General features: G+C 64.8%; 17 protein-coding genes. 8 read left to right on the forward strand and 9 right to left on the reverse strand.

Translation table 11 applies throughout. The features are described 5' to 3' along the window. The first annotated feature begins 80 nt into the window (after positions 1-80). Positions 81-461: a DUF3175 domain-containing protein gene (locus I6F36_RS30300; RefSeq protein WP_225145438.1), complete on the forward strand. Its 381-nt coding sequence runs from the start codon at positions 81-83 to the stop codon at positions 459-461. Between the two features lie 113 nt (positions 462-574). Here the strand turns inward: I6F36_RS30300 and I6F36_RS30305 are convergent, their stop codons facing one another. Both I6F36_RS30305 and I6F36_RS30310 read right to left on the reverse strand, forming a co-directional pair. Beyond that, the gene (locus I6F36_RS30305) at positions 575-2,623 is read right to left on the reverse strand and encodes a methyl-accepting chemotaxis protein (RefSeq protein WP_225145439.1); all 2,049 of its coding nucleotides are present in this window, start codon (positions 2,621-2,623) and stop codon (positions 575-577) included. Positions 2,624-2,781: 158 nt separating this feature from the next. Further along, positions 2,782-4,821, reverse strand: coding sequence for a methyl-accepting chemotaxis protein (locus tag I6F36_RS30310; protein ID WP_225145440.1), 2,040 nt, complete (start codon positions 4,819-4,821; stop codon positions 2,782-2,784). Positions 4,822-5,026: 205 nt separating this feature from the next. On the opposite strand from I6F36_RS30310, the gene I6F36_RS30315 reads away from it, so the two are divergent. Then, a complete protein-coding gene (locus tag I6F36_RS30315) occupies positions 5,027-6,193 on the forward strand; it encodes an FIST N-terminal domain-containing protein (protein WP_225145441.1) in 1,167 nt (388 codons plus the stop codon). A 5-nt stretch (positions 6,194-6,198) separates the two neighbouring features. Continuing rightward, on the forward strand, positions 6,199-7,554 hold the full coding sequence (locus I6F36_RS30320) for a hybrid sensor histidine kinase/response regulator (RefSeq protein WP_225172789.1): 1,356 nt from the start codon (positions 6,199-6,201) through the stop codon (positions 7,552-7,554). Positions 7,555-7,656: 102 nt separating this feature from the next. On the opposite strand, the gene I6F36_RS30325 is transcribed toward I6F36_RS30320, so the two are convergent. After that, entirely contained in the window at positions 7,657-8,172 is a 516-nt protein-coding gene (locus I6F36_RS30325) for a MarR family winged helix-turn-helix transcriptional regulator (RefSeq protein ID WP_225145442.1), read from the reverse strand. 146 nt (positions 8,173-8,318) lie between these two features. Here I6F36_RS30325 and I6F36_RS30330 point away from each other — a divergent pair, with 146 nt between their 5' ends. Next, the gene (locus I6F36_RS30330; protein ID WP_225145443.1) at positions 8,319-8,996 is read left to right on the forward strand and encodes a VOC family protein; all 678 of its coding nucleotides are present in this window, start codon (positions 8,319-8,321) and stop codon (positions 8,994-8,996) included. A 36-nt stretch (positions 8,997-9,032) separates the two neighbouring features. On the opposite strand, the gene I6F36_RS30335 is transcribed toward I6F36_RS30330, so the two are convergent. From I6F36_RS30335 to I6F36_RS30355, 5 genes are all read right to left on the reverse strand, one after another. After that, a complete protein-coding gene (locus tag I6F36_RS30335; protein WP_225172790.1) occupies positions 9,033-9,734 on the reverse strand; it encodes a response regulator transcription factor in 702 nt (233 codons plus the stop codon). 115 nt (positions 9,735-9,849) lie between these two features. Next, complete coding sequence (locus tag I6F36_RS30340) at positions 9,850-10,542, reverse strand: response regulator transcription factor (protein WP_225172791.1); 693 nt, start codon at positions 10,540-10,542, stop codon at positions 9,850-9,852. A 153-nt stretch (positions 10,543-10,695) separates the two neighbouring features. After that, positions 10,696-11,880 carry a transporter substrate-binding domain-containing protein gene (locus I6F36_RS30345; RefSeq protein WP_225172772.1) on the reverse strand — a complete coding sequence of 395 codons (1,185 nt, stop codon included), beginning with the start codon at positions 11,878-11,880 and terminating at the stop codon, positions 10,696-10,698. 143 nt (positions 11,881-12,023) lie between these two features. Then, a complete protein-coding gene (locus tag I6F36_RS30350) occupies positions 12,024-13,739 on the reverse strand; it encodes a PQQ-dependent methanol/ethanol family dehydrogenase (RefSeq protein WP_225172773.1) in 1,716 nt (571 codons plus the stop codon). A gap of 249 nt (positions 13,740-13,988) precedes the next feature. Further along, the gene (locus I6F36_RS30355; protein WP_225145446.1) at positions 13,989-14,432 is read right to left on the reverse strand and encodes a carbon monoxide dehydrogenase subunit G; all 444 of its coding nucleotides are present in this window, start codon (positions 14,430-14,432) and stop codon (positions 13,989-13,991) included. Between the two features lie 720 nt (positions 14,433-15,152). Between I6F36_RS30355 and I6F36_RS30360 the strand changes: the two genes are divergently transcribed. The 4 genes from I6F36_RS30360 (at position 15,153) to I6F36_RS30375 (ending at position 20,294) form a co-directional block, all read left to right on the forward strand. Continuing rightward, positions 15,153-15,638 (forward strand): (2Fe-2S)-binding protein, encoded by a 486-nt coding sequence (locus I6F36_RS30360; protein ID WP_036016131.1) that lies wholly within the window; start codon positions 15,153-15,155, stop codon positions 15,636-15,638. Between the two features lie 84 nt (positions 15,639-15,722). After that, positions 15,723-18,065, forward strand: coding sequence for a xanthine dehydrogenase family protein molybdopterin-binding subunit (locus I6F36_RS30365; protein WP_036016129.1), 2,343 nt, complete (start codon positions 15,723-15,725; stop codon positions 18,063-18,065). 13 nt (positions 18,066-18,078) lie between these two features. Beyond that, positions 18,079-18,879 carry a xanthine dehydrogenase family protein subunit M gene (locus I6F36_RS30370; RefSeq protein ID WP_036031377.1) on the forward strand — a complete coding sequence of 267 codons (801 nt, stop codon included), beginning with the start codon at positions 18,079-18,081 and terminating at the stop codon, positions 18,877-18,879. A 308-nt stretch (positions 18,880-19,187) separates the two neighbouring features. Beyond that, a complete protein-coding gene (locus I6F36_RS30375) occupies positions 19,188-20,294 on the forward strand; it encodes a CaiB/BaiF CoA-transferase family protein (protein ID WP_225172774.1) in 1,107 nt (368 codons plus the stop codon). Between the two features lie 127 nt (positions 20,295-20,421). On the opposite strand, the gene hppD is transcribed toward I6F36_RS30375, so the two are convergent. Continuing rightward, on the reverse strand, positions 20,422-21,540 hold the full coding sequence (gene hppD, locus I6F36_RS30380) for a 4-hydroxyphenylpyruvate dioxygenase (protein WP_036016122.1): 1,119 nt from the start codon (positions 21,538-21,540) through the stop codon (positions 20,422-20,424). Between the last annotated feature and the right edge of the window lie 92 nt (positions 21,541-21,632).

Raw genomic sequence — 21,632 nt, forward strand, 5'->3', positions numbered from 1 at the left:
ACGTTTGCGAGGGGGCCGGGTTCCCGCGGGAACGCCAGCGAGCACCGCTCGTTTCCGCTGGACCCGCAAGGAGTTGGCGCATGGCTCAGGTCAGAAAGACGACACATTCTCGAAACAGCAGCCCGCGCAATGCGGCACAGAAGGCAAACACCCGGCGGAGCGGGACCGCGCACAAGAGCACCAAACGCGCCACAAGGCGCTGGTCGCAGCGCGTGACGGAGGAGAGTGATGCGCTCGATCTCAAGCAAGGGGTGTTCAAGCTGACGAGCGCGAAGAGGATTGCGGCCTCGCTGAAGCGCTCGGCCGAGCACAGCTCCCGACGCAAGGCCGGCGCCTATCGCTCCGCGCTGTCGATGCTGACCTTCTACATCAACCGTGCCGGCAAGACGCTGCCCAAGACGCAGCGCACGCGACTGGAGCGCGCGAAGGTGGAGCTGAAGCGGGCGTTCGGAAGGGAATGAGACTTGTAGGGTGGGTCAGGCGAAGCCGTAACCCACCGTTCCACTACCGGCCGTGACATCAACGTGGTGGATTACGCTTCGCTAATCCACCCTACGCGTTCTTTCCGCGGTCTCTACGCTGCCCGGATATTACCCATGAAGCGGTCGAGCTCGGCGCGAAGGCGGGTGCTTTCGCTCGACAGCGTCTTGGCCGAGTTCAGCACCTCTTCCGAGGCCGAGCCGGTCTCGGCGGCGCCGCGGTTGACCTCGCCGATATCGGTGGCCGCGGTCTGGGTACCCTGGGCGACGGTCTGAACGCTGCGGGCGATCTCCTGGGTGGCGGCGCCCTGCTGCTCCACCGCGCTCGCGATCGAGGTCGAGATCGAGGAGATCTGGCCGATCGTCGCGCCGATCTCCTTGATCGCGGCGACCGATTCGGCGGTGGCGCCCTGCATGCCCGTGATGTGCGAGGAGATCTCGTCGGTCGCCTTCGCGGTCTGGCTTGCCAGCGATTTCACCTCGCTCGCAACCACGGCGAAGCCGCGGCCGGCTTCACCGGCGCGGGCGGCCTCGATGGTGGCGTTGAGCGCGAGCAGATTGGTCTGCTCGGCGATGGCGGTGATCAGCTTGACCACCTCGCCGATCTGCTGGGCGGCATGCGAGAGCTTGCCGATGCGGCCGTCGGTCTCCTTGGCCTGCATCACGGCAGCCTCTGCGATGCGGCTGGAATCGCGCACCTGGCGGCCGATCTCCTCGACCGAAGCCGAGAGCTCTTCGGTCGCGGTCGCGACCGACTGCATGTTGGAGGAGGCCTGCTCGGAGACGCCGGCGACCTGGCTCGACAGGCTCTGCGTGGTCTCGGCGGTGCGGGTCAGCGTCGAAGCGGCCGATTCCAGCTGCACGGCCGAGGCCGAGACGTTGGAGACGATGGCGCCGACCGCGCTCTCGAAATCGTCGGCAAAGCGGATCAGCTCGGCGCGGCGGCTTGCGGCCTGCTCGCGGTTCTGCACTTCGCTGGCGGCGGCGTCGCGCTCGGCCTTTGCAACGGCCTGGATCTTGAACTCCTCGACCGCGCTGGCCATCTCGCCGATCTCGTCCTTGCGGCCAAGACCCGGCAGCACGACGTCGAAATTGCCCGAGGCGAGCTCCCGCATCGCCTTGCACATCGCGATCATCGGCCGCGAGATGCCGTTGCCGAGCCACAAGGCCAGCACGATGCCGATGGCCAGCCCGCCGAGCGCCATCATCAGCATCAGCTGCTGGGTCTCTACGATCGTCGCATTGGCGCTCGCCTCGATGCGTTGCTGGTCCGCGGTGAGATCCGAACGCAGCTCGGCCGAGAGCTTGAGGATGGTCGCCGCCGTCTTGGTCATCTCGCCGTTCAGCTTGACGATGACCTTCACGTTCTCGGTCAGCTTTGCGAACGAGGTGCGGTACTGCTTCAAGAGATCGCCGATCTCCTTGACGCGATCGGTGATCTTCTGGTCGTTCGCGTAGACGGAGACCAGCAGCGTCTCGAGGAACTTGATGCGGGCGATCACGCCGTCGGCGGTCTTCGGCTCCGGCTTGGCGACGAAAGCGCTGACCGAGGTCGAGACCGCCAGATATTGCGAGGTGATGTCCTTGGCCGTGGTCTGCACCGAGGAGAGACCCGCCAGCGCCGCGGTGTCGGCGAGATCGTCGAATTTGAAGCGGATCTTGTTGCCGACACTGTTGAGCTCGTCGGCCGCGATCTTGTTGTTCTCGCGCGTCAGCGTGATGATCTCGCTGAAGACTTTCGTAAAGCTCTGGAACTCGGCCTCGAGCTTGCCGACCTGCTCGCGGCGAGCCGCGCCCGTGGTGGCGGCCATCGACTTGGCGATCGCGCTCTTCAGATTTCCTTCAGCGGCCTTGGCTGCGGTCTCGTCATCGGCCGCGCCGGTCAGGGTATAGGCCCGTGCCAGCCCCTGATAGGCGATCAGCTCGCGATCGACCGTCCGCGCCAGATCGGCTTCCGCTACGCTGGTGCGGTAGGAGGCCACAGCGCCTGCGATCCGCTCGAAGCCGAAATAGGCGAACGCCATGCTGACGGCGAGGATGGCGAGCACCGCCACGAAGCCGAGGATGATTTTTGCGCGAAAACGCAGCGTTGGTAGCTTCGATTGGCGCGACTTCGATTGGCTCGATTTGGACGTGACCGACATTCCCCCACCCCATTCCATTCGCGGAAAACCAGGCGCAGCCGGGAAGCAGCCCGCTTCCGACTCGTGTGCACGGTAACCGGCAAAGGATAAGCTGCGGTAAACTTGTGGCGCCGCAACTGGCGGTTAGGTGACGTAGGGATTTGTTAAGGTGCGCTTTACTACGCCGCCCTGATGTTCGCCATGAAGCGGTCGAGCTCGGCGCGAAGGCGGGTGCTTTCGCTCGACAGCGTCTTGGCCGAGTTCAGCACCTCTTCCGAGGCCGAGCCGGTCTCGGCGGCGCCGCGGTTGACCTCGCCGATATCGGTGGCCGCGGTCTGGGTGCCCTGCGCGACGGTCTGGACGCTGCGGGCGATCTCCTGGGTCGCGGCGCCCTGCTGCTCCACCGCGCTCGCGATCGAGGTCGAGATCGACGAGATCTGGCCGATCGTCGCGCCGATCTCCTTGATCGCGGCAACCGATTCGGCGGTGGCGCCCTGCATGCCCGTGATGTGCGAGGAGATCTCGTCGGTCGCCTTCGCGGTCTGGCTTGCCAGCGATTTCACCTCGCTCGCAACCACCGCGAAGCCGCGGCCGGCTTCACCGGCGCGGGCGGCCTCGATGGTGGCGTTGAGCGCGAGCAGATTGGTCTGCTCGGCGATGGCGGTGATCAGCTTGACCACCTCGCCGATCTGCTGGGCGGCATGCGAGAGCTTGCCGATGCGGCCGTCGGTCTCCTTGGCCTGCATCACGGCAGCCTCTGCGATGCGGCTGGAATCGCGCACCTGGCGGCCGATCTCCTCGACCGAAGCCGAGAGCTCTTCGGTCGCGGTCGCGACCGACTGCATGTTGGAGGAGGCCTGCTCGGAGACGCCGGCGACCTGGCTCGACAGGCTCTGCGTGGTCTCGGCGGTGCGGGTCAGCGTCGAAGCGGCCGATTCCAGCTGCACGGCCGAGGCCGAGACGTTGGAGACGATGGCGCCGACCGCGCTCTCGAAATCGTCGGCAAAGCGGATCAGCTCGGCGCGGCGGCTTGCGGCCTGCTCGCGGTTCTGCACTTCGCTGGCGGCGGCGTCGCGCTCGGCCTTTGCAACGGCCTGGATCTTGAACTCCTCGACCGCGCTGGCCATCTCGCCGATCTCGTCCTTGCGGCCAAGACCCGGCAGCACGACGTCGAAATTGCCCGAGGCGAGCTCCCGCATCGCCTTGCACATCGCAATCATCGGCCGCGAGATGCCGGTGCCGAGCAGGAAGGCGAGGACCGCGCCTAACAGCGTGCCGCCGACGGCCAGCATCAGCACCAGCTGCTCGGTCTGCCCGATGGCCGCCGCCGACTCCGAATCCAGCCGCTGCTGCTCGGCGACGAGGTCCGCCTTCATGGCGGTGGCGCCTTGCTGGATCGCGCCGGCCGAGCCGCTCATCTCCGTGACGAGGCCATCGACCAGCTTGGCGTTGGCGATCAACTTCTCCAGCGCCTCGCGATAGGCGCCGAGGATGGACTTGGCCTCCTTGAGGCCAGCGACAATCTTGTCGTCCATGGAATAGACCGCACCCAGCGAGTTCTCGACGAATTTCAGCCGCGCGAGGGCGCTGTTCGCGATCGCCTGATCGGACGTCAGCACGAACTGGGTGGCTGCAGCGCTTGCGGTCTGGAATTGGGCGTTGACCTGCTTGGTGCCAAACTCGATCGCCTGCGCTTCGGCGTCGGAGGCGTTGTTGCCGATGTCGTCGAGCTTGTACTTCAGAAGATTGGCTTGGCGCTGGAGCTGGTTCTGCACCAGCAGCGCGCTGTCGCGCTTGGCCTGGAGCACCTTAGCGAAGGTTGCGGAGAAGTTGGAAAACTCCTTGGCGAGCTTGCCGAGGCTTTCCTGCCGCGCCGGCTTGGTGGCGGCCTTGACGGCCTGGTCGATGGCGTTCTTCAGGCTGGCCTCGGCATCGAGCGCCGCCTTGGCGTCGTCTTCCTTACCGGTGACGACGAAATATTTGGCGGCCGAACGATAGGCGAGCAGCTCACGGTCGATATTGCGGGCGAGATCGGCCTCCGACACGCTGCTGCGGTAGGATCCGACCCCGGCGGCGACCCGCTCGAAGCCGAAATAGGAAAACGCCATGCTGCCGGCGGAGATCACCAGCACGGCGGCGAAGCCGAGTATGATCTTTGCGCGGAACTTGAGGGTCGGAAATTGTGCACGCTTCGACGGCGACGCGGTACGCCCGGACATTCCCAACCCCCAGCTCATGTGATTCTGCGGCCCGGAAGCAGCCCTTTCCGAACGTTGCGGAAAATTAGGGCAGAATCCTCAAGGGGTGGTAAATCCGACCGGGCTTGCGGGGAGCGGCTGCCGTGTTGCGGCTCACCGGAAAACGCCCTACTCTCGATAATTATCAGGCACTTGGCATCAGACCGAGCCTTAAGGGAGAAACGGAGTGGGGCAAACCGATTTTCGGTTTGGCGGTGCGTCTGGCGTTGCCGTGGCCAAGTCGAAGGCCGCGAGCGTCGATGACGCCGTGGCCGAGCTGGCGGCCCAGCTCCCGTCCGACGGGCTGGCGCTGATCCTGGTGTTCGTCTCCCCCAGCTACGACCCCGATCGCTTCATCGCGGAGATCAGCCGCCAATTCGACGACACAGAGGTCTGCGGCTGTACCACCGCGGGCGAGCTTGCTCCTGACGGCTGGGACGAGAACAGCGTCGTGGCGCTGGCGTTCAGCCGCGCGGACTTTTCCGCGGTGGTGCGGCCGATCTTCAATCTCGACAGCTTCCGCGTCGAGGACGGCCGCAGGATCGGCGGCGAGCTCCGGCACGAGCTGTTGCGGGCCACGCCGCAGGTCGAGCGCGGCAGTCCCTTCGGCCTGGTCCTGATCGACGGCCTGTGCCGCCGCGAAGAAGCGGTGATGTCCGCGATCTATGCATCGCTGGACGATATTCCGGTCGTCGGCGGGTCGGCAGGCGACGGGCTGCGCTTCGAGAAGACATTCGTGTTCTTCGACGGCAAGGCACACAGCAATGCCGCCCTCTTGATCCTGCTGAACACCTCGTTGCCGTTCCGCGTCTTCAAGTGCGACAATTTCGAGCCGCAGGCGCAGAAGATGGTGGTGACCGAGGCCGACATCGAAAACCGCATGGTCCGGGAGCTGAACGCAGAGCCTGCCGCGCAAGAATATTCGCGCGTGGTCGGCATCATGGATGCCAAGCTCGATCCGTTCTCCTTCGCCTCGCATCCGGTCCTCGTGCGCGTCGGCGGCGCCTATTACGCACGCTCGATCCAGCGGGTCGAGCCGGACGGCTCCTTGCATTTCTTCTGCGCCATCGACGAGGGCATGGTGCTGACCGCCGCGACCTCGCGAAGCCTGGTCGGCGCGGCCCGCGAGACGTTCGCCGACATCCGCGACCAGATCGGAGACGTCTCGCTCTATATCGGCTTCGAATGCCTGCTCCGCCGGCTCGATGCCGAGCAGCATCAGCTCGCCCGCGACATGTCAGAACTGTACCGGCAGAACCGTGTGGTCGGCTTTCACACTTACGGCGAGCAGTTCGGCTCCATGCATGTGAACCAGACCTTCACGGGAGTTGCGATCGGAAGGCGCCCGTCGTGACGGACATGTGGCAGGGCCCCGATGCGGTCGACCAGCTCAGGCGCGAGGCCGCCAAGCTGAGGAAGATCAATGCCGCGCTGATGTCGCGCGTCGAGCGCTCGATGGACCAGCAGCTCAACGCCTTTTCATTGTTCGAAACCGCCATCGCGCTCGACCACAAGGTTCGCGACCGGACGCACCAATTGCGCGAGGCGCTGCATTCGGTCGAGCGTGCCAATGAGGGACTCTACCGCGCCAAGCAGCAGGCAGAGGCGGCAAGCTCGCTGAAATCCTCCGTGCTGATCTCGGTCACCCACGATCTGTTGCAGCCGCTCAACGCGGCGCGCCTGACCCTGTCCGCACTGACGGAGATGATGGAGTCGCAGGAAGCGGGCGTGCTGATCGACCAGGCGAGCCGCTCGCTGGTGATGCTGGAGGACCTGCTGCGCTCGCTGCTGGAGATCGCCAAGCTCGATTCCGGCGCGCTCAAGCCCGACGTGCGCGCGATCGCGCTGGCCCCCCTGTTCGAGCAGCTCCGCAACGAGTTCGAGCCGATCGCCGCGCGGCAAGGCCTGTCCTTGCGCATCCGCCCCTCTCAGCTCGCGGTGATGTCGGATGCGATGATGCTGCGGCGGATCCTGCAGAACCTGCTCGCCAATGCCATTCGCTATACCCGCAGCGGCGGCGTCGTGATCGGATGCCGGCCGCGCAGCGGGCAGATCTGCGTCCAGGTCTCCGACACCGGACCCGGGATCGCGCAGGCGCAGCAGGAGGCGATCTTCCGCGAATTCCAGCGCGGCGATGCCAATGCGGCCGACCAGGCCGGCTTCGGGCTCGGCCTCTCCATCGTCCGCCGCTTCGCCAGCGAGCTCGGGCACGAGGTGCGGCTGTCGTCACAGCTCGGCAAGGGATCGACCTTCACCCTGGAGCTGGAGCAGGCCGACCTCGCCGAGGTCGCCGACGAGGTACAGGAGGTCGAGCCCGCCGCGCGGCACTACGATTACAGCGGGCTCGAAGGCGCCAAGATCCTGCTGATCGAGAACGATCCGAACGGCTCGGAGGCGATGGCCGCGCTGCTGGAGGGATGGGGCTGCGACGTCGCGACCACGCGATCGGGTGCGGACGCGCTCGTGCGCCTCAGCGAGCTCGGCGGCGCGCCCGATGTCGTGATCGCCGACCTCCATCTCGACCACGGCGAAAGCGGCCTTTCGGCCATCACCGACGTGCGGGAGCATTTGAAGCTCGACACGCCCGCCATGATCATCACCGCCGACTATTCCGAGCAGGCGGCGAAGCAGGCGAGCCTGCAGGGCCTCGAAGTGCTGAAGAAGCCGATCAGGCCGGCCGAGATGCGGGCGCTGCTGTCATTCCTGCTGAGCTGAAGCGCGGATGATCTTCGCCTCGTCTTCCTTGCGGCGGGGCTATCGGACGTAGCCAAGACAAAAAAGTCGAAAACAACCCCATGCAAAGTAGACAGGGGCCTGTCACTCCTCCTCCATCGCCTTGATTAGATTGTCGCGGAGCTTGACGACGCTTTTCTGCAGCAGCGCGAACTCATCGGGCTTTAGTCCGCTCGACTTCACGAGATTCATGTGCATGCCTTTCTCGCGGAGGCGTCGGCCGGCGTCGGTGAGACTGACGCGCACCTGCCGCTCGTCGGCGGGATCGCGCTGGCGGCGCAAATAGCCCGCCGCCTCGAGCTTTTTGAGGATCGGCGTCAGGGTGTTGGATTCCAGGAACATCTTGTCGCCGAGTTCGCTGACGGTTTGGTCGTCCTGCTCCCACAGCGCCACGATCGCGATCCACTGGGGGTAGGTTAGGCCGAGCTCATCGAGGCCCCGCTTGTAGGCTCGTCCGTAGGCGAGGTTGGCCGAATAGATCGCGAAGCACAGGAAATCGTCGAGGCGCCGGTCCCCCTCGGCCGGTTTCGGCTGATTGGTCGTTGAATCATCTCTGGAATCGTCTCTGAATTCGGCTCTGGGACCGTTCTTCAGGCTCATGGGGTGCCCTTTTCAACACGGACATGTGAAACTCCGCGTGCATATATATCGTGTCCGATTAAATCGGAAGGTTGACATTGAGGCTCCAAGGTACTTTATATCGCGCACACGATTATATCGTAACCGCTATAATCAGGAGAGAAGCAATGCCTGCCCCCGATGCAAATGAGACCACCCAAGCGCCAACGATCGACATGAAGCTCGAAGTCGTCGTCATCCCTGTTTCGGACATCGATCGCGCCAAGAAGTTCTATGCGAACCTCGGATGGCGGCTCGATGCCGATTTCGCCGGGCCTGACGACTACCGCGTCATCCAGTTCACACCTCCCGGCTCCCCCTCCTCGGTCATTTTCGGCAAGAACGTGACCGCGGCGGCGCCCGGCTCCGCCCAGGGTCTGTACCTGATCGTCTCCGACATTGAAGCCGCGCGAGACGATCTGCGCGGTCGCGGCGTCGAGGTCAGCGAAGTCTTCCACGCTGAAGGCGACGTGCACACCGGACCCGACGAGCCTTATCTGTTCGGGCGCCGTCGGATTGCTGGTCTGGATCCCGCACGCGCCAGCTATCGCTCGTACGTCTCGTTCAACGATCCCGATGGCAACGGCTGGCTGTTCCAGGAGGTCACCACGCGATTGCCGGGACGCGTAGAGGCGGCAGGCACAACATTCACCTCCTCGTCCGAGCTCGCGAGCGCGCTTCGACGTGCGGCTGCGGCACACGGTGAACACGAGAAGCGGAACGGCGGTCAGCACGATGCGAACTGGCCGGACTGGTACGCCGACTACATCGCCCGCGAGCAGGCCGGCCAGCCGCTGCCGGCTTGAGCCGCGGCGCGCCTCGTGCCGATGACTGACGCCAGGCTATCCCGAGGGCGGATCGGCCTGCGAACGCTCCCGCTTCAGGCCGGCGCCTTCGCCGGCCAGGGTCGCGAAATCGATCCGGGACATTTCGACGATGGCCTTGGTGCGGCTCAGCACGTTGAGCTTGCGCAGGATGTCGGAGACGTGGACCTTCACCGTGGTCTCGGAGATGTTCAGCTCGAAGGCGATCTGCTTGTTCTGCAGGCCGCGCTTGAGCATTTCGAGCACGCGCAATTGCTGCGGCGTCAGCTCGTGCAGCCGTTTCAACAGATCCTGCGCCGGGCCGGCGGCGCGTTGCGGCCGGACGAGCCCGCGATAGGCGGCAGGGACACAGACCGCGCCGCGCAGCACCTCGCCGATCGACTGCGCCAGCTCCTGCTTGGAGGACGATTTGAGGATGTAGCCGGAGACGCCGAGCGACAAGGCGCCGGCTATGATCTGCGGATCCTGATGCCCCGACACGATGACGATGGGAATCCTGGGAAAGGCCTTGCGGATGCGGATGATGCCCGAGAGGCCCGTGGTACCCGGCATCGACAGATCGAGCAGGATGAGGTCGAGCTCGGCAGCCGCCGCGGCCTGCTCGAGCGCGCCATCGATCGACGTCGCCTGAAGGATCTCGGCCGCCGGCGCCACCATCTGGAGCGCGCCCTCGAGAGCCTCGCGAAACAACGGATGGTCTTCGACGATCAGAAATCGCATCACGCGTGAGCCATTCCTGGTTGATTGACCGGATGATCGACGGGTTCGACGCCGAAACGAGAATGTCGCAGCCGGACCAGACCGGCTTGATCCAGGTCAAGCGGGACATTGCGCGTCATTGCGGCCGCCCGCGGTCGGCCCGCGCATAAGGCCGGGCCTTGGGATCCGGCAGGTCGACCTTGCCGATCTCGATGATCGCCTTGTTGCGGCTGAACAGGCCGAGCTTGCGCAGAATTTCGGTGATATGCGCCTTCACCGTGGATTCGGCGAGCTGAAGCTCCTGGCCGATCTGCCGGTTCGGATAGCCGCGCCGCAGCAGTTCGAGCACGCGAAGCTGCTGCGGCGTGAGCTCGCGCAGCTTGACCTCGAGCGCCTTGCTGGCCTCGGCCCGGCGCCGCTGCGACATTGCCACGAAATCCTTCGGCACCGACACCGATCCATTGAGCACGCCCTCGATCGATTGCGCCAGTTCGCGCTTCGACAAGGATTTCGGCAGAAAACCGGCAGCGCCCAGCTCCAGCGCCTCGCGGACGACGCGCTGGTCCTCCTCGCTCGACACGATGGCGACGGGCAGGCGCGGATGGGCCTCGCGCAAGCGCAGAAAGCCGGAGAAGCCGGTCGCATCCGGCAGCGAGAGGTCGAGCAGCGCGAGGTCGATGCACTCGCCCTGCTCGGCTGTCAGGATGTGAAGGGCGTCCTCGATCGACATCGCTTCGACAATCCGCGCCTCCGGCAAGGCCAGCCGCACCGCATTACCGAGCGCCTCGCGAAACAGCGGATGATCGTCGATGATCAGGAAGCTGGTCATGGCGCCTTCACAGGACTGCACCGCCGAATGCTGCACCGTACGGGCATCCGCCGCCGTAGCGGAAGAGGCGGACCCATCCGGCATCAATCCGGCACCGGGATGGTGCCGGATGAACGCTACCACATCCTCCCGATCGGGTTCGGTCAAGACCGTTCAATCGTTCGATTCGACCTGGACCGTCAGCAGGAAGGAATAGATGCTGTTGAACTGGTCCTCGGTATAGACCTCCTTCCAGGCCGGCATGCCCTTGTTCGGCCGCCCCTCCTGCACGGTGGTCAAATATTTCTCGCGCATCTCGTCGCCGTAGCGGTGACGCAGCAGCCGCAGATCGATCTTGCGCTCGCTCTGGATCGCATCGGGACCGTGGCAGTGCGCGCAGGTTCCGTTGAAGATCTCCTTGCCCGCGCCGACGGCCTCAAGGCCCGGCGCGACCGCATCGCCCTTGGTCTCGGTCGCCACGACATTGGCGACCTGAGCGACGCCGGCTCCACTTCCCGTACCCGTCGTCACCGGCGCTGGCGTCGGCGCTGCGCCGAAGCGAACCGGCGCGCCTCCCGGCAAACCGTATTTCACGGCGAGCTCGCCGATCTTGCCCTGAAGCTGCGGCAGCACGGCATTGACGCGGTCGCGCAGCTCGGTCGAGGCCTTGGCAAAGCCGATGGCGGCGTCCCATGACAGGCCCTCGCCCTCGGTGAGCTCGATCTGGTAGCGGCCGCCGTAGCTGGTCTTGTTCAGCCAGCCGGCGACCGGGCCCCAGATGAAGGCGACGTCGGCCCGGCCCTGGTCGAGCGCCTGCATGCCCTCCTCAGGCGACAGCACCGTCACTTTCTGGATGTCGTCGCGGCTGGCGAGCAGGTTTTGCGGCGTGCTGGCGAACTGCACGGCGACACGCTTGCCCTTGAGGCCGTCGATGCCGCCGACCGCCGCGCCCTTGGTGGCGACGAGGGCATAGCCCTCTTTGGCGAAGACGTCGGAGAAGATCACGGCCGGGCCCATGAAATCTGCGGACCGCGGCAGCCCGATCATGGCGTCGCATTGCTTGCCGAGCAGCGTGACCCGCACGGTGCGCTTGCCGAAATAGGATTTGTACCAGTCATAGGCGATCGGCCGGCCGAGCGCCTGCGCCAGGGCCTGCCCGATCTCGACATAGAAGCCCGGCTTCGACGAACTGTCGCTGGAGAATGGAAGGTTGGTCGGATCGGCGCAGAGACGGAACGGTTGCGCCTCGTTGGCCTGCAGCGGCGAGGCCGGAACGATCAGCGCCGCGGCGGCACATGCGAGCAGGCCTGCGATGGCGCGATGTCGGCTCGCACCGGTGGCGGAATGATTCGGACGCATCCTCGTCTCCCTTGGCGTTGGCTTTGTTGCGCCGGAGCTCGTTGAGCCGGGCGCAGCGGCACCAGGCATCGGCCGATGCCGCAGCTAAAATCCGGAGAAAGCGCGCGCGTATCCCGTCACCTCGAGGATACGCGCGCGAGTTGTCACTGGACGGAGAACACGAAGAGCGAGCCGCCCTCGGGGGCTGCGGCCGTCATCTTCTTTCCTACCTCGCCCAGGAACGCAGGCAGCGCAGCGGTGCGGCCGACGACGATGGCGACATATTGCTTGCCGTCGACCTGATAGGTCACCGGACCTGCGCCGATGCCGGAGCCGAGATTCTTGCTCCACAGCACCTTGCCGGACTTCGCATCGATGGCACGGAAGTCGCCATGGATGTTGCCGGCAAACACGAGGCCGCCGCCGGTGGTCAGCGTGCCGCCGTTGAAGGGCAGGTCTTCCTTGATCGACCAGACCTTCTTCTGCGCGACCGGATCCCAGGCGACGAGCTCGCCGAGGAAGCCGCCGGGGCCTTCCTTGGTCGGGAATTCGGCGCCGAGATAGAACACGCCGCGCTTGTAAGTGACGTCGCTGACCGACCAGTCCATGCAGACGTTGTTGGACGGGATGTAGACCAGGCCGGTCTGCGGGTTGAACGACATCGGCTGCCAGTTCTTGCCGCCGATCAGGTTCGGGCAGATGTCCTTGGCGGGATGGCCCGGCCCCGGACGCTTGTCGGGATCCTCGACCGCGCGCATCGTGGCGACGTCCCACTTCTTGGCCCAGTTGGAGAACACGTATTTCTCCGCCGACAGCACCTTGCCGGTCTCGCGGTTGGCGACGAAGAAGAAGCCGTTGCGGTCGGCCTTCATCAGCGTCGGAACGGTGCTGCCGCCGATCTTGAGATCCGCGAGCACGGCTTCGTTGACGCCGTCATAGTCCCAGGCGTCGGCCGGCGTGGTCTGGATGTGCCACTTGATCTTGCCGGTGTTGGGATCGAGCGCGAGCGTCGAGGCCGTGTAGAGGTTGGTTAGCTTGCCGAAATTGCCGTCGCCGGTCGAACGCACCGCCGTGTTCCACGGGGCGGGATTGCTGGTGCCCCAATAGACCGTGTCGGTCTTCGGATCGTAGGAGCCGACCAGCCAGGCCGCGCCGCCGCCATGCTGGGCGGAGTCGCCCTTCCAGGAATCGCCGCCGGGCTCGTCCGGCGAAGGAACGGTGTAGGTCTGCCACACCTGCTTGCCGGTGTTGATGTCGAAGGCCAGCAGCGCGCCGCGCACGCCGTATTCGCCGCCGCCGAAACCGGTGATGACCTTGTCGCGCACGACGAGCGGCGGCGAGGTGATGACCGAGCCCTGCTTGTAGTCGACCACCTTCGCCGTCCACAGCGACTTGCCGGTCGCGGCATCGAGCGCGGTCAGCTTGCCGTCGAGGCGGCCGACGAAGATCTTGCCGTCGGCGTAGGAGACGCCGCGGCTGTTCACGTCGCAGCAGGCGTATTGCAGCACGTCCTCGGGAATATCGGGCTCCCAGGTCCATTTGCGCTGCCCCGTCGCCGCATCGAGCGCATAGACGTATTTCGGACCCCACGAGCTCGAAACGTACAGCGTGTTGCCGATGACGATCGGCGAGGATTCGTTCGAACGCAACGACGCCAGCGAGAAGGAGTAAGCGAGCGTCAGCTTCCCGGCGTTCTCGGTGTTGATCTGCTTGAGCGGGCTGAAGCGCGTGTTGCCGTAATCGTGGCCGGCAACGGCCCATTGATTCGAATCGGATTGCGCGTTGAGCACCGAGTCGTTGGCGCGAACGCCCGGTGTAACGGCGGCGAGCATCGCAATCATGGAGATGCCGGCCAAGAAGCCCTTCGTTCCAAAGATCATGTATTCCCTCCGCGATGTTGTTGTGCACGCCTCGTTGGGCGCCTGAGCGCACTGCGCTCGTGATGCGCAGTTCGCCTGCGAGCCATCGTTCGAAATTACAGCATCGCCGTTTCGCGCTTAGTATAGGCGGAAGGTAGTAGTGCAAATCATCGGCGGCTTTCGCCGCTCATCTTGTTGTCGCGCCTTGCGTCCTGCCCTTGTTTTGCAGCTTGAAATGCGCGTTCGAATGAAGGCGGCATCGCGCATCAATCACGATGATGGCGCTACCACGCCGGCGAGATTTTCGAAGAAGCTCGCGGCGAGTTTTCGCGACGTCGAGTCGATCAATCGCGAGCCGAGCTGTGCGAGCTTGCCGCCGATCTGCGCATCGGCCTCGTAGTGCAGGATGGTGACGTCAGGGGCTTCTTCTTCCAGCCTGACCTTCGCGCCGCCCTTGGCAAAGCCGGCGACGCCGCCGGCGCCCTCGCCGACGATGCGATAGCCGTTGGGCGCATCGATATCGGTCAGCGTCACCTTGCCGCTGAACGTCGCCTTCACCGGCCCCACCTTCAGCACCACGGTCGCCGTCATCTCGGTCGGCGATGCCATCTCGAGCGATTGGCAGCCGGGAATGCAGCGCCTGAGAATTTCGGGATCGTTGAGCGCGGCCCAGACCTTTGCCTTCGACGCCGGGATCCGCTGACTGTCGTTCATCTGCATCGCTTCCACCCTTGTTGCCGTTGCCTGTACGGCTCGACTAGGGGGACGGGCGGCTGCGATCTATCGCCAGGAAGTAGTAGTCCTGCTTTCCGGACCTCTCATTCACGCGATGTCATTCCGGGGCGCGCCTGTTGGCGCGAACCCGGAATCCACTTCCCCGCGGACTCTGCGGCCCGATGGATTCCGGGCTCCCTCGCTCCGCTCGGGCCCCGGAATGACGCAGTGGGTTGTTGGAAGCGCAACACGCGGGGCGTCCTAACCCACGCGGCTCGACGGCGGCACTTCGCTGCATTGCCGTAAGCAAAATCAATGGCTTAAGTCGTCTCGTCCTACTACCAAGATCGCGATTACAAAGGCGGGGGCGCATGCTCCTATTCGCGCAACGAGCACGGCATTAAAGGGAGGAACGACGCACGACCGGGCCTAGGTCCAGGGCAAGCGGCGAGATGACCACGGCACGCGCGACCAGCTCACGCGCCTATTGCGGCGGCAGCGAGCACGCCATCGCAGATGCTAGCTGAGACTTTCCGTGTGTCTCCTACAATGTCGCAGCACGTGATGGCGGCGGCACGAGACGTCGTGGCCGAATCGCAGATCGGCGACTGTCATCACGATGACCCTTCCATGACCGCGGTCAGCAAAAACCCAGTTGCAAAGTTTCGTTTGCGCTGTCTCTAATTAGAACCAATCAAAATAACTTTGGGAGGACTTCAAGTGTCTACAGTCAAACTGACGGTCAACGGCAAGGCCGTTGCTGTCGATGTCGAGGACCGCACGCTGCTGGTCCAGCTCCTGCGCGATCACCTCAACCTGACCGGGACCCATGTCGGCTGCGACACCAGCCAGTGCGGCGCCTGCGTCGTGCACATGGACGGCCGCGCGGTGAAATCCTGCACCATGCTGGCGGGGCAGGCCGACGGCGCCAGCGTCACCACGATCGAGGGCATCGCCAAGGGCGACGAACTGCACCCGATGCAGGCCGCCTTCCGCGACAATCATGGCCTGCAGTGCGGCTATTGCACGCCGGGCATGATCATGTCGGCGATCGACATCGTGCACCGCCATGGTGGACAGCTCGACGAGGCGACCGTCCGCACCGAGCTCGAAGGCAATATCTGTCGCTGCACCGGCTATCACAACATCGTCAAGGCGGTGCTGGACGCCGCCGGCCGCATGAAGGTCTCGCAGGCGGCCGAGTAAGCGGCGCGCCTCGAAACAAGAACAACCGTCGCAGCCGTCGATGGACGGCGCGATCAAGGAAATTTCCGGTCGGGAGGACCAGACATGGGTGTTGAAGGCATCGGCGCACGCGTCGTGCGCAAGGAAGACAAGCGTTTCATTACCGGCAAGGGCCGTTACGTCGACGACATCAAATTGACGGGTATGACCCATGCCTATTTCATCCGCAGCCCGCACGCGCACGCCAAGGTCAAGAAGATCGACTCGTCCGCGGCGCTGAAGATGCCGGGCGTGGTCGCGGTGCTCACCGGACAGGAGCTGGTCGACGACAAGGTCGGCAACCTGATCTGCGGATGGGCCATCACCTCCAAGGACGGCAGCCCGATGAAGATGGGCGCATGGCCGGCGATGGCGCCGGAGACGGTGCGCTTCGTCGGACAGGCAATTGCCGTCGTGATCGCCGACAGCAAGAATCTCGCGCGCGACGCGGCGGAAGCCGTCGTGGTCGACTACGAGGAGCTCCCCGCGGTCGCCGACATGCACGCCGCCATCAAGCCCGGCGCGCCGCAGCTTCATCCTGAGGCGCCCGGCAACCAGGTCTATGATTGGGTGATCGGCGACGAGGGCGCGGTGAATGCCGCCTTCTCGAAAGCCGCCAATGTGGTGAAGCTCGACGTCACCAACAACCGCCTCGCGCCGAATGCGATGGAGCCGCGCGCGGCGATCGCCGATTACGACACCGCGGAGGAGCACTTCACCCTCTATACGACGTCGCAGAACCCGCACGTCGCCCGTCTCGTGCTCTCGGCGTTCTACAACATCGCCCCCGAGCACAAGCTGCGCGTGATCGCCCCCGACGTCGGCGGCGGCTTCGGCTCCAAGATCTTCATCTATCCCGAGGAGATGGTGGCGCTGTGGGCCTCGAAGAAAGTCGGCCGTCCCGTCAAGTGGACCGGCGACCGCACCGAAGCCTTCCTCACCGACGCGCATGGCCGCGATCACATCACCCATGCCGAGATGGCCTTCGACGCCAACAACAAGATCATCGGCCTCAAGGTGAAGACCTACGCCAATTTCGGCGCCTACATGTCGCTGTTCTCGTCCTCGGTGCCGACCTATCTCTACGCGACGCTGCTGTCGGGCCAGTACAACATCCCGGCGATCCATGCCGAGGTGATCGGGGTCTACACCAACACCACGCCGGTCGACGCCTATCGCGGCGCGGGCCGGCCCGAGGCGAGCTATCTGATCGAACGGTTGATGGAGACGGCGGCGCGGCAGCTGAACGTCGATCCGGCCCAGTTGCGGCGGACCAACTTCATCACCCAGTTCCCGCACCAGACGCCTGTCATCATGGCCTACGACACCGGTGACTTCAACGCTTCGCTCGATGCGGCGATGAAGGCGATCGATTATGCCGGCTTCCCTGCCCGCAAGGCCAAGGCGAAGGCCGACGGCAAGCTGCGCGGCATCGGCGTGTCCTGCTACATCGAGGCCTGCGGCATCGCCCCGTCGAAGGCGGTCGGCAGCCTGGGCGCCGGCGTCGGCCTTTGGGAATCGGCCGAGGTGCGCGTCAACCCGGTCGGCACCATCGAGATCCTCACCGGCTCGCACAGCCACGGGCAGGGTCACGAGACCACCTTCTGCCAGCTCGTCGCGGAGCGCCTGGGCGTTCCGATCAGCCAGGTCTCGATCGTCCATGGCGACACCGACAAGGTGCAGTTCGGCATGGGCACCTACGGCTCGCGCTCGGCGGCCGTCGGCCTCACCGCGATCCTGAAGGCGATGGAGAAGATGGAATCCAAGGCCAAGAAGATCGCCGCGCATGCGCTGGAGGCGTCGGAGGCCGACATCGTCATCGAGAACGGCGAGTTCAAGGTGACAGGCACCGACAAGGCGATCGCCCTGCCGATGGTCGCGCTCGCGGCCTATACGGCGCACAACCTGCCTGACGGGATGGAGCCGGGCCTGAAGGAGAGCGCCTTCTACGACCCGACCAACTTCACCTTCCCGGCCGGCGCCTATATCTGCGAGCTCGAGGTCGATCCCGGCACCGGCAAGACCTCCTTCGTCAACTTCGTCGCGGCCGACGATTTCGGCCGGCTGATCAACCCGATGATCGTCGAGGGCCAGGTCCATGGCGGCCTCGTGCAGGGCATCGGGCAGGCGTTGCTCGAGCATGCGATCTATGATGCCAACGGCCAGCCGGTCACGGCCTCGTTCATGGATTACGCCATGCCGCGAGCCGACGACGTGCCGTCGTTCAACCTGTCCCACACCACGACGCTGTGCCCGGGCAATCCGCTCGGCATCAAGGGTTGCGGTGAGGCCGGCGCGATCGGCGCATCGGCGGCCGTGATCAACGCGATCACGGATGCGATCGGCAAGAACAACCTGGAAATGCCCGCAACCCCTGACAGGGTGTGGCGCACGATCCACGCGGCTTAAGGGAGGACCGAAGATGTACCAGACCACCTATCATCGCGCCTCCTCGGTCGACGAGGCCGCCAGCCTGTTCGCCAAAGGCAGCGAGTCGAAGTTCCTCGCCGGCGGCCAGACGCTGCTGCCGGTGATGAAGCAGCGCCTCGCAGGTCCCTCCGACGTCATCGACCTCGGCAGGATCAAGGAGCTGCAGGGCGTCGAGCTGTCGGGCGACACTCTGACCATCAAGGCCGCGACGACCTATTACGACATCATGACGAATGCCGATGTGAAGCAGGCGATCCCCGCGATCGCCTATCTCACCTCGGTGCTCGGCGACCCCGCCGTGCGTTATCGCGGCACGATCGGCGGCTCGATCGCCAACAACGATCCGGCTGCGGATTTCCCGGCGGCGCTGCTCGCGCTCGGCGCCACCGTGAAGACCAACAAGCGGTCGATTGCGGCGGATGATTTCTTCCAGGGCCTGTTCACGACGGCGCTCGAAGACGGCGAGATCATCACCGCCGTGTCATTCCCGGTGCCGGCAAAGGCGGGCTACGAGAAGATGCGGCATCCGGCCTCGCGCTTCGCGCTGACCGGCGTGTTCGTGGCGCAAGCCAAGTCGGGCGAGGTTCGGGTCGCCGCCACCGGCGCCTCGCAAACCGGCGTGATGCGGGTGGGCGCGATCGAGGCGGCGCTGAAGGCGAACTGGTCGCCATCGGCGATCGACAGCGTCAGCATCTCGGCGAACGGATTGCTGGCCGACATCCACGGCACGGCGGAATATCGCGCCAATCTGATCAAGGTGATGGCACAACGCGCGGTCGCTGCTGCGCGCTGACAGTTCGGCTAAAGCGCGATGCGATTAGGATGAATCGTCATCGCGCTTTAGGTTATCGTTCCAGCATGATCCTTTCGGAAAACCGCTACGCACTTTTCCGGATCATGCTGTAGCGTCTGCACGCAAATTTTCCGCGGCGCGCACTTCGGTGCGCGCCGTTTTATTTTGGCCGTGCGGCATGAAAACCGCTTGCCTCGCTGGCGTGAAGGCGAGAAAAGTTAATCGGCCGATTAACTCGCTCAACAGAAGAAACGTCAGAGGCGATTGCCGATCGCCGGCATCCGTCCGCGACCCGAGGAAACAACAACGTGCTCGACAAACCCGCCCCCACCTCCTCCGTCCGCGCTTCCGGCCCGCTCTCGGGCTTCCGCATCGTCGAATTCGCCGGCATCGGGCCCGGTCCGTTCGCCTGCATGATGCTGGCCGACATGGGCGCCGACGTCGTCACGCTCGACCGCGTCGGCGCGAAGAAGAGCATGAAGTCGGTGGCCGGGCGCGGCCGCAAGGTGATCGAGCTCGACCTCAAGGACAAGGCGGCGATCGCGCAAGTATTGGACCTGCTCGCGAGCGCGGACGCGCTGGTCGAGGGTTTTCGCCCCGGTGTGATGGAGCGGCTCGGGCTCGGGCCAGACGTCGTGCTCGCACGCAACCCGAAGCTGGTCTATGGCCGCATGACCGGCTGGGGCCAGGAAGGCCCGCTCGCCAACGCCGCCGGCCACGACATCAATTACATCTCCATCACCGGCGCGCTCGCCGCGATCGGCACTGAGGAAGCGCCGGTGCCGCCCCTCAATTTGGTCGGCGATTTCGGCGGCGGTGCACTCTATCTCGTCGTCGGCGTGCTCGCAGCACTTCTGGAAGCGCAGAAGTCGGGCAAGGGCCAGGTGGTGGACGCGGCGATGTGCGACGGCGCGGCCTCGCTGATGTCGTTCTTCTTCGACATGACTACGATGGGACGCTGGACCGAAGGGCGAAACCAGAACTTCCTCGACGGCGGCGCGCATTTCTACGGCGTCTACGAATGCGCCTGCGGGCACTTCATCTCGATCGGCTCGATCGAGCCGCAATTCTACGCGTTGCTGCGCGAGCATGCGGGCCTGACGGATGCCGATTTCGACGCGCAGATGGACCGCAAGGCCTGGCCAGCGCTGAAGGAGAAGCTGAAGGCCGTGTTCAAGAGCAAGACGCGCGAGGACTGGTGCAAGATCATGGAAGGCACTGACATTTGCTTCGCGCCGGTGCTGACCATGTCTGAGGCGACACAGCATCCGCACATGGTCGCCCGCAACGTCTTCATCGAGCGGCACGGCGTGAAGCAGCCGGCGCCCGCGCCACGGTTCTCGCGCACGCCGTCAGCGGCACGCGAGCCGGAGGCGGCGGGGATCGGCGCGGTGATGAAGGCCTGGCAGCGGTAGAGCCAGCGGGCACGCTCTCGTAGGTGGGCAAAGCGAAGCGTGCCCACCACTTTGGGCGAGATCACAGAGAGATGGTGGGCACGGCGCTACGCGCCTTTGCCCGCCCTACGGCAGCGCGGCTGACGTCCTACGCCGCGTCCCCCACCTTCAACACGCCGCGCCGGATCTGGTCCTCCTCGATCGATTCGAACAGGGCCTTGAAATTGCCCTCGCCAAAACCGTCGTCGCCCTTGCGCTGAATGAACTCGAAGAAGATCGGGCCGATTGCGTTGGCCGAGAAGATCTGCAGCAGCACCTTGGTCTGGCCGCCATCGACCACGCCCTCGCCGTCGATCAGGATGCCGTTCTTCTTGAGCCGGGCGACATCCTCTCCGTGCTTGGGCAGGCGCGTATCGATCTTCTCGAAATAAGTGTCGGGCGGCGACGGCATGAACGGCAGGCCGGCATCGCGCAAACCTTCGATGGTGCGATAGATATCGCGGCAGCCGCAGGCGATGTGCTGGATGCCCTCGCCGCGATAGGTCTGCAGATATTCCTCGATCTGGCCGGACTCGCCGGCGTCCTCGTTGATCGGAATGCGGATCTTGCCGTCGGGGCTGGTCAGCGCGCGCGAGAACAAGCCGGAGGCGCGGCCCTCGATGTCGAAGAAGCGGATCTGGCGGAAGTTGAACAGCTTCTCGTAGAACCCGGCCCAGACATTCATGCGGCCGCGATGGACGTTGTGGGTGAGATGGTCGAGATAGAACAGGCCGGCGCCATGCGGCTTGGGATCGCGCGCGCCCAGCCATTCGAACTCGGCGTCATAGGCCGAGCCCTTGGCACCGTAACGATCGACCAGATAAAGCAGGCTGCCGCCGATGCCCTTGATCGCGGGCACATCGAGCGTCTTCTGCGCCGACGACACATCGGCCGGCTCGGCGCCGAGCGCAATCGCGCGGTCATAGGCCGCCTTGGCATCGACGACGCGAAAGGCCATGGACGGCGCACAAGGGCCGTGGGCGGCGACGAACTCATAGCCGTGCGTGCCGGGCTCCTCGTTGACGAGATAGTTGATGTCGCCCTGGCGATAGACCGTGATCTTCTTGGTTCTGTGGCGCGCGACCGGCGCATAGCCCATCAGCTTGAACAAAGCGTGCAAGTCTTGCGGATTGGGATGGGCGTATTCGACGAACTCGAAGCCGTCGGTGCCCATCGGGTTGTCGGCAGTGATCGTGGCCGGCGGTGCATCGTGCGGAAACGGTCCCATGGTGTTCTCCCGAATGGCTGCTGACAGGGAACTATCCTTCATGGGCCATGCAATGAGCGTGCAAACGAGACGGGCTTTGGCTATTCTATGCA

This window comes from Bradyrhizobium sp. BRP19, from assembly GCF_020194195.1.
GTDB lineage: Bacteria > Pseudomonadota > Alphaproteobacteria > Rhizobiales > Xanthobacteraceae > Bradyrhizobium > Bradyrhizobium yuanmingense.

Bases quoted from the DNA above. Each gene is read 5' to 3' on its own strand.
- I6F36_RS30345 (WP_225172772.1), bottom strand. From the start codon at position 11,880: ATGCGTCCGAATCATTCCGCCACCGGTGCGAGCCGACATCGCGCCATC.
- I6F36_RS30330 (WP_225145443.1), top strand. From the start codon at position 8,319: ATGCCTGCCCCCGATGCAAATGAGACCACCCAAGCGCCAACGATCGAC.
- I6F36_RS30335 (WP_225172790.1), bottom strand. From the start codon at position 9,734: ATGCGATTTCTGATCGTCGAAGACCATCCGTTGTTTCGCGAGGCTCTC.
- I6F36_RS30370 (WP_036031377.1), top strand. From the start codon at position 18,079: ATGTACCAGACCACCTATCATCGCGCCTCCTCGGTCGACGAGGCCGCC.
- I6F36_RS30350 (WP_225172773.1), bottom strand. From the start codon at position 13,739: ATGATCTTTGGAACGAAGGGCTTCTTGGCCGGCATCTCCATGATTGCG.
- I6F36_RS30340 (WP_225172791.1), bottom strand. From the start codon at position 10,542: ATGACCAGCTTCCTGATCATCGACGATCATCCGCTGTTTCGCGAGGCG.
- hppD (WP_036016122.1), bottom strand. From the start codon at position 21,540: ATGGGACCGTTTCCGCACGATGCACCGCCGGCCACGATCACTGCCGAC.
- I6F36_RS30355 (WP_225145446.1), bottom strand. From the start codon at position 14,432: ATGAACGACAGTCAGCGGATCCCGGCGTCGAAGGCAAAGGTCTGGGCC.
- I6F36_RS30310 (WP_225145440.1), bottom strand. From the start codon at position 4,821: ATGTCCGGGCGTACCGCGTCGCCGTCGAAGCGTGCACAATTTCCGACC.
- I6F36_RS30325 (WP_225145442.1), bottom strand. From the start codon at position 8,172: ATGAGCCTGAAGAACGGTCCCAGAGCCGAATTCAGAGACGATTCCAGA.
- I6F36_RS30300 (WP_225145438.1), top strand. From the start codon at position 81: ATGGCTCAGGTCAGAAAGACGACACATTCTCGAAACAGCAGCCCGCGC.
- I6F36_RS30305 (WP_225145439.1), bottom strand. From the start codon at position 2,623: ATGTCGGTCACGTCCAAATCGAGCCAATCGAAGTCGCGCCAATCGAAG.
- I6F36_RS30320 (WP_225172789.1), top strand. From the start codon at position 6,199: ATGTGGCAGGGCCCCGATGCGGTCGACCAGCTCAGGCGCGAGGCCGCC.
- I6F36_RS30365 (WP_036016129.1), top strand. From the start codon at position 15,723: ATGGGTGTTGAAGGCATCGGCGCACGCGTCGTGCGCAAGGAAGACAAG.